Origin of the sequence: Chryseobacterium sp. JAH, from assembly GCF_001507335.1 — a bacterium.
Lineage (GTDB): Bacteria > Bacteroidota > Bacteroidia > Flavobacteriales > Weeksellaceae > Chryseobacterium.
In genome coordinates this window covers 59,832-74,038 of the sequence record NZ_LMAH01000006.1, presented here as the reverse complement: position 1 = coordinate 74,038, position 14,207 = coordinate 59,832, and the positions used below count along the sequence as shown (strand labels likewise).

The following is a 14,207-nucleotide window of genomic DNA, read 5'->3' as shown; positions in this document are numbered from 1 at the left end:
TAAAATCTATTGATATTTTTTAGGAATTATATTTCCAATTTTTATTTTAAATTCCTCAAATTGCCGGTAATGTTTGTCGTTGTAAGAATTGACGAAGACGTGAGATTTCTTTGTAGTTTTGATTTGAAAAGTTTCATCCATTCCGTCGAGATGCTGAATGCTGGGTGAACTTTCAATTAAACTTAAATCTTTGATCTTGAAAGAAAAACTTAAGTTTTTCCAAATTGTAGGGCTGATCGCCTGGTGCCATTCACTGTGTTTTTGATTGACTGTCATTCCTCGCTCAACATGAATGGAGTCTTGAGTGATTTTGATATTATTGTAGCTTCCTAATTGTCCGCCAACATTTGATAATGCAATGAATGTGATTTCCTCTGGATTTGTTGAGGAGTTTTTGTTGTCGGCACTTTTTTCACTACAGCAAAAAAAAATCAACAGTAAAAACGCAGAAAAGAGTATTCTCAAACTAGCTGTTTTTACTGTTGACATGATATTTAAATTGTATTAATAACGTGCATCTGAATTGTAATTTTCTAGCGCAGCTTGTAATATTGCGACGCTTTTTCTTAAATCCTGCTCTTTCAGAACGTATGCGATTCTCACCTGTTTTTTTCCTAATTCAGGATTGCTGTAGAAACCTCCGGCTGGCGCAACCATGATGGTTTCATTATTTAAAGAATATTTTTCTAATAACCACTGTGCAAATACCTCTGTATCATCCACAGGAAGTTCTGCAACACAATAAAATGCGCCTTTAGGTTTCGGGCAAATTACACCTGGTATAGCGTTTAATAGATCTACCAAAACATTTCTTCTGTGCGTGTATTCTTCTCTTACCGCTCTGATGTAGGCTCCGTCATTTTGATGAGCGGCAGTTGCTGCGATTTGTCCTAAAAGTACAGGGCTTAGTCTTGCCTGTGCGAAAAGCATTGCCGCATCATGAATTTTTTTAGAACGTGTAATTAAGCATCCGATTCTTACGCCACACATGGAATAACGCTTAGATTCTGAATCAATGATGATACAGTTTTCTGCCAATTCAGGAAAAGCTAGCATTGAGATTTGCTGTTTTCCGTCATAAACATATTCTCTGTAAACTTCGTCAGAAATGATAACGATATCGTATTTTAAAGCAATGTCTGACAATTGCTGTAGCTCTTCTCTTGTATAAAGATATCCTGTAGGATTTCCCGGGTTACAAATGACGATTGCTCTTGTTTTTGCAGTGATTTTTTTCTCGAATTCTTCAATCGGAGGTAATGCAAACCCTGTGTCAATTGTAGAAGGTACAGCGACAACATTTACATTGAAGGTACTTGTGAAACCATTGTAGTTTGCGTAATAAGGCTCAGGGATAATTACTTCGTCACCGTCGTCACATAATGTAGAAATTGCAAAATTTAAAGCTTCTGATCCTCCATTGGTTACGATGAAATTGTCAGGAGTTAAATCTGTAAAATCTAAGGAGTGATAATATTCAGTCAATGCTTTTCTATACTCAATATTTCCTTCAGATAAAGCGTATTCTAATACTTTTAAATCAATATTTTTTAAAGCATTAAGAGCTGTTTCCGGAGTTTCGATGTCAGGTTGACCAATATTTAAGTGGTAAACTTTTGTCCCTCTTTGTTTTGCTTGAAGAGCGTATGGGACGAGTTTTCTTACCGGTGAAGGTGGCATCTGTTGTGCTCTGTTTGAGATATTCGGCATTATTTAAAATTTGTATGCGCAAAAATAAGATTAAATTTTTAATAAGTAAAATACTATTTGGTGAAGAGATGTTTTGTATTGTATTGGATTTTATGTAAAATTTTATTATAAATATTGACTTTGTTTTATTGTTATTTGACTTTTAGTTTTATTTTGTTAAAAATTTGAATGTTAAAAAAATGTATTTTTTGTGTTAATGTTTAAAAAAATAATATTGAAAATTTATTTTTAAATGTTTTTGATTGATTTTTTACTATTTTTGCATATCTTAATTTAGTAATATGAAAATAAATCGATTTTTTAGAATCGCCAGTCTGTCGTTGGTGTTTTCTTCCTCGGCTATTTTGGGCCAGAACTACCAAACAATGCCAATTTCATCAGGATATAATGCTGATGTAATTGCAAACGGAGTGGGTCCTTCAACGGTTTCGACCTCTATAGATGTGGATGGTGTTGATTTTGCATTTGTCGCTACAGATTTCCAGCTGACTTCAACAAGTACACCTATAACCTATGGTATTCCTGTGAATGGAACTATTGTGTCAGCAGTTGCCTCTACACCAGGTCTTAGTTATCAACTGGGAAGCCTAAGCGCTAATAATTCGCTAAGACTAGCAACTATCGGTCAAAGCGGAACATTCACTTTTAGTACTCCGCAACCGGCATTCAAGCTGTATATGTTGTCTACAAGCGGTAGTGGTACTTCAAATGTTGATGTAACGGTTACCTTTACTGATAATACTACGCAGGTGTTTGCTAATCAGGCCTTATTAGATTGGTATGGTGGTGTTAATTTTGCCATACAAGGTATTGGAAGGATTACAAGATCAACAGGAGTCTTGGAGCCAAATACCACTAACCCTAGACTTTATCAGAGTTTATTAACAATAGATGCTGCCAATTACGCAAAACCTATCCAAAGCATTACCGTGACGAAAGTTGGAACTTCAACTGGGGTTTCAAATATTTTTGCTTTTTCAGCAGACGTTTATTCTACGTGTGCAGCTCCTACTTTACAGCCTGTAGGAACTTTGACTCCTAATTCCGCTCAAGTTTCATGGACTGTTCCTGCCGGTACCACTGCTTCGACCTATGATATCTATTATAGTACGACAAATACAGCACCTACATCAGCTACAGCGCCTACTATTCCGGGGTTCAACGGAACCTCTACAACACTTGGCTCTCTTTTAGCAAACACTACTTATTATTATTGGGTAAGATCAAATTGTAGTGGTTCAATCAGTCAAAGTGTATGGTCTTTTTCGGGAACATTTAAAACACTTTGTGGTCCTGTGACTTCTATGGCGGAGAATTTTGATTCTTACACTACGGGAAGTATAGTTCCTGATTGTTGGGTAAGAAATGCTGGTACTGGAAGTATGACGATTTCTGCTACCAGTCCTGCTTCTGGCACAAGAAATATTTATCAATATGTTGTCTCAACTGGTACTGCAAGTACTGTAGTATTACCTCAGTTTTCTAATATTAACGCTGGAACGCATTGGTTGAGACTCAAGGCGAAGGTGAGTCCAGCAACAGGTGCTTTAAAGGTGGGATATGTTACCAACCCTACTGATCCATCTACATTTGTTTTGTTACAGACTTTAAACTTAACCAATACTACGTACACGAATTCTGAATATACAGTTATTGTTCCTAACACCGTTCCTGCAACCGCAAGATTAGCAGTTCAAAATACAGCAGATGGTAAGTCTTATTATTGGGATGATGTTTATTGGGAACAAATACCAGCATGTTTTGTACCAACAATTGTTACATCAGCAAATATAGCTTCATTTTCTGCTACAATAGGATGGACAGCTCCATCACCAGTTCCTACAAACGGATATGAAGTGTATTATAGCACATCAAATGTAGATCCTACAGCAAGTACCGTGTTAAATTCTACGAATTCTACAACATCCACAACAACATCTGCTCCAATAAGTGGATTGACTTCAAATACTACTTATTATGTTTGGGTACGTTCTGTGTGTTCTTCAACTGATAAGAGTCTTTGGACATCTGTAATTTCGTTTAAGACATTGTGTGCTTCTGTTGTTCCTGTGTATACAAATGATTTTAGTACTGTTCCTGGTAGCTGTTGGGAAAATGCACTTTCTGGAGGCACACTTGCTTCGGGTCCTACAGGAACTAGTGCGTATTGGGTCGCAGATGGCTTCTTAAATAATGGCACTACAGGAGCTATTAGAATGGAGCTTTATAGTAATACTAGGATTGGATGGCTAAAAACTGTTCCTTTTAATCTTTCTGGAGGTACGTACAAAGTTAAATTTGATTACGGTGTAACAAGTTTTAGTGGTACTGCGGCTTCAGCGATGGGATCTGATGATGTCGTACAATTCTTGATTTCTAATGATGGAGGTACTACTTGGATTGTACTTCAGACTTGGGATGTTAATAATACACCTTCTAACTCACTGAATGCTTACTCATTGAATTTACCAACGTATACAAACCCGAATACAGTCTTTGCTTTCTATGGTAATGAAGGGACTGTAAATGATACACCGGATTATAATTTCTATGTAGATAATTTTACTGTTGAACAGGCGAATCTTAGTACTTCAGACTTGGAAACTAAGAAAAAAATATCCATCCATCCAAATCCTTTCAAAGACGTTATTTATATTTCAGAAACAAAAGATATTAAGTCTGTAATGATCTACGATGTTGCAGGACGTATTGTGAAATTAGTTGATGATGCTTCCCAAGAAATTCATGTAAGTGAATTGAAAGAAGGGATGTATTTAGTAAAAGTTAACTTTAAGGATGGAACTCAGTCTGTCTCTAAAGCTATTAAGAAATAAACTATTTTTTTTGAATTATTTTTAGGGCAGCCGTACGAAAGTATGGCTGCTTTTTTATGTGCTACAATTTTTGTTAATTTGAAATCTAAATTTAAAGTCATGCAAATTCCAGCAATTTCAGTAGAAGATTATGTTTCTCAAATTCCTGAAGATAGACAGGAGGTTTTCAAAAAGCTTTTAAATACAATCAATGATCATTTACCAAAAGGTTTTTCCAAAGGTATAAGCAGCGGAATGGTTGGCTGGGCCGTGCCTTTAGAAACTTATCCTGCAGGCTATCACTGTACGCCTGGTACTCCACTTCCTTTTATGGCATTAGCGTCCCAAAAGAATTTCATTGCGCTGTATCATATGGGTATTTATGCAAAACCTGAACTTTTGGATTGGTTTGTGGCAGAATTTCCAAAACATTCTAAAAGAAAGCTGGACATGGGAAAATCCTGCATCCGTTTCAAGAAAATGGACGAAATTCCTTTTGAATTACTCGCTGAGCTGAGTGAAAAAATGACTGTAGACGAATGGATCAATATTTATGAAACCAATTTTAAAAAATAAATTTTTACTAAGATTTATTTCCCTTGCAATTCTGTTTTTCTTTCTGAGTTGTAGAAATTCGCAAACTTCAGGTCTTAAAAATGGAGATTTACTTTTTGTAACCGCCAAAGAAAGCGGACTGTCGGGCGCAATTAATAGTGTGACTCAAAAACAAAAAAGTGCATCGTTCGATCATATCGGAATTCTGCAAAAAGATAAAAATAGACTTTTCGTGCTACACGCTGCGCCTAAAGGTGGTTCCCAAAAACAGGATCTAGATGAGTTTTTAAAAGATCAGGCTAAAGACGGACAAAAAGTAGTGGTATACAGATTAAAACCAGAGTTTCAAAACACAATTTCTGGCGCAATCAGGAAAGCAAATTCTATGTTGGGGAAACCTTACAATTTCAATTATATTTTAGATGAGAACTCTTATTACTGTTCAGATTATATTGAAAGGTCATTTAGGGGAGATCATATTTTTAAGCTGGAACCTATGACTTTTATCGACCCAAAAACAGGTAAAACAAATACTTTTTGGGAAGAATTTTATGCGAAAAAAAATCTCAAAGTTCCTGAAGGAGAGCCAGGCTGTAATCCCAATGGGTTGGCAGCGTCTGATAAAATACAACGAATTAAAGAACTATAAATAGGAGAGAAGTCACAGAGCTTCTCTTTTTTTATGTTAAAATTAAAAAAACACTACCCTACTAATTTGGTAGACTAATATTTTTTTATACTTTTGTCAGGAATTAATTATTAAATATTCGAAAATGTAATTCAGAAAGTATTGTTTAATTAAAAAATGTTTAGTTATGATTGCGCCAAATTTGCAGGCTTTGCCAAAGAATGTACACCTTATCAAAAAAGATTTGATCATCGAAGTAGAACTGAATGGGAAAATGAAGTTTGACCATCTTTTGAATGCAATCTACCAACAAATGGGGATCTGCTATAGAGTACTGAGCGCAAATGTTGAGTATATGAACGGAGCAAATTTTGGTTCATTTCAGTTACACGTCAATGCAACAACAGAAGAATCTCAGGAGCTTGAATTTTTCCTGAATAAAAATAAACTTTTGAATACAACGGTCGATTATACCTGCAGAAAGTATTCATAAAGCTGTAAGTCCATATAGTTTGAGGGGCGTTCAATTTATTGAGCGCTTTTTTTATTCAATTCTCGGAGAAAAACGTTATTTTTAAATTAAAATAAATTACAAATTATGATTGCACTTATTATTGTCGGAGTTCTTGTATTGATTGTCCTGTACGGTGTTTCTATTTACAACCGTCTTGTAAAACTGAAAAATCTCGTTCAGGAAGCGTGGAGCAGTATTGATGTGATGCTTAAAAAACGTCATGATCTGATTCCAAATTTGGTTGAAACGGTAAAAGGCTACGCAACTCATGAGAGAGAAACTTTAGAAAATGTTACCAAAGCAAGAAATTTGGCAGTAGGAGCCGATTCTGTGGAAGGTAAAGAAGCAGCAGAGAAAAATCTGAATCAGGCAATGGTCAATTTATTTGCTGTAGCCGAGCAATATCCAGATTTGAAAGCGAATGCCAACTTCCAGCAACTGCAGGCAGAATTGAGTGCCATTGAAAACGATATCGAAAAATCAAGAAGATATTACAACGGAACGGCTAGAGAAAACAATACATTGGTAGAATCTTTCCCTAGCAACGTTGTTGCCAATATGTACAAATTTGAAAAGGCCAAATTCTTTGAGTTAGATAATATTGCAGACAGAGAAGTTCCGACTGTGAAATTTTAAGAAATGAAATCGCTTTGATTGGTTTGAAAAATCAATACCAATGAATAAAGGCAATATCATACGACCCACCAAATAATAAAATCGATGTATGAAAAATTTCTTACAGTTACTTTTCCTTTTATTCTTTAGTTTAAATTTTGCTCAGGAAGAACCTTTGCGGGTAGATCAACTCTCTGTCATCGACGGAAGAGAGAGAATTATGAATTTTCACGCCGATATTGTTGTGAATAAAAATTCAGGCATTACTGTCACTGAAAATATAAAAGTTCACAGTCTGGGGGATCAGATCAAGAGAGGGATCTTCCGATCACTTCCGCTGACAAGAAATATTAATAATACAACTCAGAAAGTACAGTACAACATTATTTCTGTAAAGAAAAACGGCGTTAATGAAGATTATCATGAAGAATATGAAGATGGTTTTCTGAAAATTTACTTCGGAAACAAAGATATTATTCTCGAGCCGGGCGATTATGACTACGAAATAAAATATACCACAGAAAAACAAATAGGTTTTTTTGAAAAGTATGACGAGTTGTATTGGAACGTCAACGGAAATTTCTGGGATTTTCCCGTTGATCAGATTTCTGCGACAGTCAATCTTCCACAAGGTGCAGGGATTATACAAAATTCTTGTTACACAGGAAGCCAGGGAAGCACAGCTCAAAATTGTACAGTAAAAGTACTTTCGGAACATTCCATCGAATGGAATGCTGCAAATCTGGGTTCTGAAGAAGGTTTAACGATCGCAGTGGGTTTCAAAAAAGGGGTAATGATTCCGCCGCCACCACCCACTTTTCTGGAAAGATTCGGGATTTTAATTGCCGGAATTATTGTGTTTTTTGGTTTAGTCGTTTATTATATTTCAACTTGGAGAAAATATGGAGTTGATCCAGAAAAACCTATTATTTATCCACAATTCAATTCGCCGGATGATCTTTCGCCGGCATCTTTGGGTTTCATCAACAGTGAAAGTTTTAAAAATAAATATCTTACAGCAGCTTTGGTTAATTTAGCTGTTAAAGGCTATATTCAGATTATTGAAACTGAAGATCCAGGCGTTTTAGGTTTATTTAAATCCAAAAAATTTACGGTAAAAAAACTTAAAGAGGCAGATCAAAAATTACCTGTAGAGGAAATTAATTTGATGAACAATCTTTTCACAACGGTAGACACTGTGGAATTTGATGGGCAATATAATTCAAGAATAGAACAGACTGTTAAAAGTTTTCAATCTTCTCTCACCTATCAGTATAACAAATTATTGAATGAAGGAAATAATACCAACAAATTATATCTGCCATTGATTTTAATGACTGTTGTTTACGGTCTCGGATTGATTTTAAGTTTTAAAATGTTTCCTGAATTTGAGAAGATTATTGTCGGCGGATTTTTATACGTTATTCTGTTGGTTTGTTTTTTAATCACAGGATATCTTTTCAAAGTGTTCCCGGTTTTATTTAAAATATTCCTGATTATTCCGACCGTTATTCTGATTGTTTTGGGAGCACTGATGTTCAATCATAATGAATTTACCATTGATAATAATTTTAATATCTGTTACATCTTTATTGTCTTAGGATTTACATCATTAATAATTTATCAGTTTCTGATCAGAAGACCTTCAGAAGAAAAACTGAAAAAGAAATCCCTGATTGATGGCTTTAAAATGTACATGGGAGCGGCAGAAAATGAACAGCTGAAGTTTCATAATCCACCTACAATGACCCCTGAATCTTTCGAGAAATTTTTACCTTTTGCAATGGTTTTGGGAGTTGATGAAATTTGGGGAAAGAAATTTGATGCCCTGCTGACGAAAATGTCTACCGAATATCAAAGCAACTGGTATGTTGGCTCATCAATGAATCATTTTGCCATGGCAAGTGTTCTTAATTCCAGCCTGACGCAATCGATACAGTCATCGGCTACACAACCATCAAGTTCGGGAAGCAGTTCCGGTTCAGGATCTGGCGGCGGCGGGTTTTCCGGCGGTGGCGGCGGTGGCGGTGGCGGTGGCGGCTGGTAAAATTTTTATTTATGAAAAAAGGTATTCAAATATTTCTTCTATTTTTCTGTTTTCTCGCTTTTGGGCAGGAAGCTATTGTTCAAGTGCCTTCAGTCACAGAAGGAGTTACTGTAGATAATAGGATTGAAGATGGTGAAAGAATTGTTTCTTTTCATTCTGATATAAATATCGTAGAAAACGCTGATGTTACGGTTACAGAAACCATCAAAGTGTATGCTCGTGGTTATGAAATCAGGCGGGGAATTTTCCGTGCATTGCCAACTATTAGAAATATCAATGATGGAAAGAAAAAGATTACGTACAAAATAATTACTGTAGAAAAAGATGGTACAAAAGAGCCTTATCACATCGAAAGGCAAAATGGTGTTTTTAATATTTATATTGGCGATAAAGATTACCAGCTGAGTGAGGGTTTTTACACCTACAAAATTGTTTATCGAACGCAGGATCAGATTGGTCATTTCAAAGGGTATGATGAGTTTTACTGGAATGTGAACGGCACAGATTGGTCTTTTCCGGTAGAACAAATTAGTGCCACGATTCATCTACCAAAGAATGCAGATATTCTTCAACAATCCTGCTACACAGGCGTTCATGGAAGCAAAGATAAAAACTGCACCAACGATAAATTATCTCCAACACAGATTGTTTTTAAGGCTAAGGATTTAAATGCGCACGAAAATCTTACCGTTGCTGTTGGCTTCAAAGCTGGAGTTTTAAAAGAGCCTTCCGGTTTATCTAAATGGATTAGCAGAAACTGGCAAAGTTTACCATTGTTTTTAGCAGGAATTTACCTTTTGTTTTTCTATTATAATAATTGGAAGAAGTACGGAAAAGATCCTGAAAAACCAATTGTCATTCCACAGTTTAATGCGCCAAATGATCTCTCGCCTGCATCCTTAGGGTATATTGATAAAGGTCAATTTGATGCTAATTTGGTGACCGCAAATCTCGTTGATCTATCTGTAAAAGGTTTTGTTGACATTGATGAGGTGAAAGATATTAAGGAAACTTATTTGTCTAAATTATTCACATTAAAAAAAAATTAATAAAAGCGAAAGTGCTTTGCAGGGTGATCAAAAGCTACTTTTAAAAAAGTTTTTTGGAAAAGAAGAAAAGGTTTCCGTTAATGGTACTTACAATTCAAAACTCAAAAATGCGGTTGAAGATTTTGAAAAATTTATCTCCAAAGAGAATAAGATTTTTGTTGAGAAAAACTCAAATAGTAAATTAATTTACAAAGCTTTAAAGATTATTCTTGCGAGTTTTTTTCTTACACTTGTTATTAATTCTTTGATCACTCAAGAATTTACAGTCCTTGGGGTTGGAATTGCGTTAGGGATCTTTGGTGGTGTTTTTGCGGCGATTTTAGTAGCGATCTGGAGTGATAAAAACAAATGGGCAGTATTGGTAGTCTTATTTTTTGCATCAACAATTATGATGCCTATGTTTTTTTTAGCATTTATAGGTTCTGACGATATTTCTTCATTTGATTCTAATTGCTTTAAATTTTTAATTTTCGCAATTATTTCTCTATTTGTATTCAGGTACTTTATTAATCAGCCAAGTGTTGAAAAGGTAAAAATGAAATCTGAAATTGAAGGTTTCAAAATGTACCTTGGTGCAGCTGAAGAAAATCAATTAAAGTTTCATAATCCTCCTGAAATGACTTCCGATGTGTATGAGAAGTTTCTTCCTTACGCCATTGTTTTCGGGGTTGAAGGAATTTGGGGCAAACGATTTAGGGATAAATTACAGGAAACAATTGATGCAGCCGAACCTTATAGGGAAATTCAAAACCCTTTCAATTATGGTTTTGCCAATTCGTTTACCACGACATTGAAAGGAACAACCATTGCTCCTGTGAGTAGCTTTTCTTATTCTTCTTCATCTTCTTCATCATCACGATCTTCAAGCAGTTCTTCCTACTCAGGAGGTTCCGGCTCCAGCGGTTCGTCTGGTGGAGGATCTTCCGGCGGTGGTGGTGGCGGAGGTGGCTGGTAGCAACTTCATTGAAATTAACTTAAATAAAAACAAAAGCGTTCAGAAATATTACTTCTGAACGCTTTTTATATTTTAATGGAAAACTGTTTCGGAATTAAATACTAAATAAAAACTTCCATCTTCAAGCATCCCACTTCCATCTTTTTTAATTAAATTCTCACAATGTCCGCTCCAATCGCTTTCAGTCTTCCATCGATATTTTCATATCCTCGGTCGATTTGCTCAATGTTGTGAATAATCGATTTTCCTTCTGCAGAAAGAGCTGCGATTAAAAGTGCATTTCCGGCTCTGATGTCTGGTGAAACCATCGTTGTTCCACGGAGTGGTGATTCCTGATTCAAACCGATTACGGTTGCTCTGTGCGGGTCGCACAAGATAATTTGCGCTCCCATATCAATCAGTTTATCTACGAAAAATAATCTTGATTCAAACATTTTTTGATGTACCAAAATACTTCCTTTCGCCTGTGTAGCCACTACCAAAATGATTGATAACAAATCTGGTGTGAATCCTGGCCAAGGCGCATCGGAAATCGTAAGGATAGATCCGTCGATAAACTTCTGAATTTTATAATGTTCCTGAGATGGGATGTAGATGTCATCACCGCTTTGCTCAAGCTCGATTCCCAATTTTCTGAATGTATTTGGAATAACGCCAAGCTGGTTCCAGTTAACATTTTTAATGGTGATTTCAGATTTTGTCATGGCTGCAAGACCAATCCAAGAACCGATTTCTACCATGTCCGGAAGCATTGTGTGTTCTGTTCCGTTCAAGTGAGTAACTCCTTCAATCGTCAATAAATTCGAACCAATTCCAGAAATGTTGGCTCCCATTCTGTTCAGCATTTTGCAAAGCTGTTGAAGATAAGGTTCACATGCTGCGTTGTAAATTCTTGTTTTTCCTTTTGCTAAAGCTGCTGCCATCACAATATTGGCAGTTCCTGTTACAGAAGCTTCTTCAAGAAGAATGAATTTTCCGTTCAGTTCTTTAGCTTTTAATGAATAGAAATATTCTTCCTCATCATAATGAAATTCGGCACCCAATTCTACCAATCCCTGGAAGTGCGTGTCGAGCCTTCTTCTTCCGATTTTGTCACCACCCGGGGTTGGCATATATGCTTCACCGTAGCGAGCCAGCATAGGTCCCATCAACATAATTGAGCCTCTCAGTCTAGCTCCGTCTTTTTTAAATTCATCAGATTTAATGTAATCAAAATTGACGCTGTCTGCTTTGAAAGTAAAATCTCCATGACCGTTTTTATTCACTTTAACTCCAAAATCACCTAAAATCTCAATCAATCTGTTGACATCATGAATATCCGGAATGTTTTTTATTCTTACTTCCTCATCCGTTAACAAAACCGCGCATAAGATTTGGAGAGCTTCATTTTTTGCCCCTTGTGGAGTAATTTCACCTTGCAGTCTTTTTCCTCCTCTTATTTGAAATGTCCCACTCATTATCTTCTATTCTTATTATTGTTGTTATTTGTGAATCTTCTTTTGTTAATATTGTTGTTAGTATTGCTTTGATTTCTGTTATTATTGTTCTTGTTCAGATTGTTCCGGTTTGCGGTTGCGTAATAGATCTTACTTTTTTCAAGAGATTCAATATTGGTTAAATCAAGCCTGTTGGATGATAGTTCTTTCAGATGACGGAAAATCACATCATCGGTCACATGTTCTTTGTTGTAAACATTATAAGATTTCTTCATGTTGTTGGCAATCACTTCAATCAGAGCTTCTTTTTCATCTCCTGGTTCAAGTTCAATTGCTTTTTCTATCAGTTGAAGAATACTTTTTCCATAAAATTTAAAGTCACCCTGAAGTTTGGGGTATTCCATTCTTTTTGGTTTTTCCTCAAGTTCTTCTTTTGTTGGGAAAGGGTATACCGGATCAATGTCGAGATCATGTTTAGCCAAAATATATAGATGATCCCAAAGTTTATGTTTGTAATTGTCTTCGTCTCGTAGTTGCGGGTTTCTCTGACCCATAAAATCAATGATTGCCATTGCCATTTCGTTTCTTCCTTCTTTTGTAGGAAGCTCTTTGCAACGCTCAACCAACTGTTGTATGATTCTGCCGTATTCCGGCATATTAAGCTGAGTTCTTTGGGTGTTATATTCCATAATGTGCAAATATATGGATTAATAAAAAAAACCGTCAGAAAAACTTAAATGTTTGTCATAATTTAATTAAAAATTATAGCTTTTCCTTATTTTGTCAAATACCAAAATTCAAACCAATTAAACTTCAATAAATTTCTTTTTCTGATGCTGGTCGGGCAGAAAGCATTTCTGTGCAGAAAGTTTCATTCTGTTTTCAGAGATTTTGTCATAAATTTTATCACTTAAAAATGTAGGCATCAGTTTTCCGACAACAGACAGCTTGTAAATTCCGCCCAACAAATCTGCAATTTTTAAAACTGCTCGTGATTTAATTAAATAATAAGAGTTGGGTTTCCACAAATACATGGTATTAAACTGTTTAGTCTCAAGACCTCTTTCGGAAAGAAATTTTTGTCCAAATTCTGATTGTAGTGAAGCAAACATGAACTGGTCATTTCTGTCTCTTTCCAAAATCCATTGTACCCAAAAGTTGCAGACGCCACATTCGCCGTCAAAAAATACAATATGTTTATCCTTCCATCTTTCTTCCATGATCTAATTACTTTATTGCATTTTTTATTTGCGTGTCTTCTATTTGTTTTTTGAAATAGGTAATGAGTTCTTTTCTTTGCTGATCAGTCAACTTGGCGTTCTGGTGACCGATGTAGTAAGACTCTAATGGCATTTCTCTCTTTTCGATCATCTCAATACATTCTTCCATTTTATGAATCTGTCTTTTGGGCTCGTACATCGCAAAGATAGAGAAGTTTAAATGCTGTCGCCCTTCATTGATATGGTTTTTCAGAAACCAGGATGATGGTGCGATGCTCGAATACCAAGGATACTTCGTTTCGTTTGAATGACAGTCGTAACACGAAGTTCTAATCATATTAGCTGTGTTTTCAGGAGTATCTTTAATTCTTAAAAAATCCATTCCTTCATTCACGGGTGGATTTGTTTTGTCAATCGGAAAAAACTGAATGATAACAAACGCAACCAAAAAAATAATAAGTATTTTCTTCATAAAGCTCAATTTTAAAAAGATAATTAAGTAAATCACATCTCGTGCCTAAGGTTTAAATTTAGAAAAAAATATCGAGTATTTATTTGTTAATTAGCTATTTAGAATAAATGAATTTAAATATTAAATATTAAAACCTTATCTTTGCAAAAAAATTGGGCTCCAATAGTTGGAGTAACCCATTGATAATCTGATC

At 35.5% G+C, this 14,207-nt stretch carries 14 protein-coding genes; 8 read left to right on the top strand and 6 right to left on the bottom strand.

Features of this window, described 5'->3' with window-relative positions; translation table 11 throughout:
* Positions 1-6: 6 nt before the first annotated feature.
* Together AR685_RS12985 and AR685_RS12980 are read right to left on the bottom strand one after the other, a co-directional pair.
* Positions 7-489, bottom strand: a complete 483-nt coding sequence (locus tag AR685_RS12985) for a hypothetical protein (protein WP_059124837.1) — start codon at positions 487-489, stop codon at positions 7-9.
* A gap of 15 nt (positions 490-504) precedes the next feature.
* Positions 505-1,710 carry a pyridoxal phosphate-dependent aminotransferase gene (locus tag AR685_RS12980; RefSeq protein ID WP_059124836.1) on the bottom strand — a complete coding sequence of 402 codons (1,206 nt, stop codon included), beginning with the start codon at positions 1,708-1,710 and terminating at the stop codon, positions 505-507.
* A gap of 365 nt (positions 1,711-2,075) precedes the next feature.
* On the opposite strand from AR685_RS12980, the gene AR685_RS12975 reads away from it, so the two are divergent.
* From AR685_RS12975 to AR685_RS12940, 8 genes are all read left to right on the top strand, one after another.
* Positions 2,076-4,544, top strand: a complete 2,469-nt coding sequence (locus AR685_RS12975) for a T9SS type A sorting domain-containing protein (RefSeq protein WP_165592818.1) — start codon at positions 2,076-2,078, stop codon at positions 4,542-4,544.
* A 99-nt stretch (positions 4,545-4,643) separates the two neighbouring features.
* Positions 4,644-5,099, top strand: coding sequence for a DUF1801 domain-containing protein (locus AR685_RS12970; RefSeq protein ID WP_047445215.1), 456 nt, complete (start codon positions 4,644-4,646; stop codon positions 5,097-5,099).
* Positions 5,077-5,727: a YiiX/YebB-like N1pC/P60 family cysteine hydrolase gene (locus AR685_RS12965; RefSeq protein ID WP_047444545.1), complete on the top strand. Its 651-nt coding sequence runs from the start codon at positions 5,077-5,079 to the stop codon at positions 5,725-5,727. The genes AR685_RS12970 and AR685_RS12965 overlap by 23 nt, the downstream gene beginning before the upstream one ends.
* A 166-nt stretch (positions 5,728-5,893) precedes the next feature.
* A complete protein-coding gene (locus AR685_RS12960; protein WP_047444542.1) occupies positions 5,894-6,199 on the top strand; it encodes an NIL domain-containing protein in 306 nt (101 codons plus the stop codon).
* A gap of 105 nt (positions 6,200-6,304) precedes the next feature.
* Positions 6,305-6,856 (top strand): LemA family protein, encoded by a 552-nt coding sequence (locus AR685_RS12955; RefSeq protein WP_059124834.1) that lies wholly within the window; start codon positions 6,305-6,307, stop codon positions 6,854-6,856.
* An 88-nt stretch (positions 6,857-6,944) separates the two neighbouring features.
* On the top strand, positions 6,945-8,882 hold the full coding sequence (locus AR685_RS12950) for a DUF2207 domain-containing protein (RefSeq protein ID WP_059124833.1): 1,938 nt from the start codon (positions 6,945-6,947) through the stop codon (positions 8,880-8,882).
* A gap of 11 nt (positions 8,883-8,893) precedes the next feature.
* Positions 8,894-9,931, top strand: a complete 1,038-nt coding sequence (locus AR685_RS12945; RefSeq protein WP_059124832.1) for a DUF2207 domain-containing protein — start codon at positions 8,894-8,896, stop codon at positions 9,929-9,931.
* 16 nt (positions 9,932-9,947) lie between these two features.
* Positions 9,948-10,886 carry a DUF2207 family protein gene (locus AR685_RS12940; RefSeq protein WP_059124831.1) on the top strand — a complete coding sequence of 313 codons (939 nt, stop codon included), beginning with the start codon at positions 9,948-9,950 and terminating at the stop codon, positions 10,884-10,886.
* Positions 10,887-11,035: 149 nt separating this feature from the next.
* Here the strand turns inward: AR685_RS12940 and murA are convergent, their stop codons facing one another.
* From murA to AR685_RS12920, 4 genes are all read right to left on the bottom strand, one after another.
* Complete coding sequence (gene murA / locus AR685_RS12935) at positions 11,036-12,343, bottom strand: UDP-N-acetylglucosamine 1-carboxyvinyltransferase (RefSeq protein ID WP_059124830.1); 1,308 nt, start codon at positions 12,341-12,343, stop codon at positions 11,036-11,038.
* A complete protein-coding gene (locus tag AR685_RS12930; protein ID WP_047444524.1) occupies positions 12,343-13,011 on the bottom strand; it encodes a DUF4290 domain-containing protein in 669 nt (222 codons plus the stop codon). The genes murA and AR685_RS12930 overlap by 1 nt, the downstream gene beginning before the upstream one ends.
* 117 nt (positions 13,012-13,128) lie before the next feature.
* A complete protein-coding gene (locus AR685_RS12925) occupies positions 13,129-13,542 on the bottom strand; it encodes a thiol-disulfide oxidoreductase DCC family protein (RefSeq protein WP_059124829.1) in 414 nt (137 codons plus the stop codon).
* A gap of 7 nt (positions 13,543-13,549) precedes the next feature.
* A complete protein-coding gene (locus AR685_RS12920) occupies positions 13,550-14,014 on the bottom strand; it encodes a heme-binding domain-containing protein (RefSeq protein WP_047444522.1) in 465 nt (154 codons plus the stop codon).
* Between the last annotated feature and the right edge of the window lie 193 nt (positions 14,015-14,207).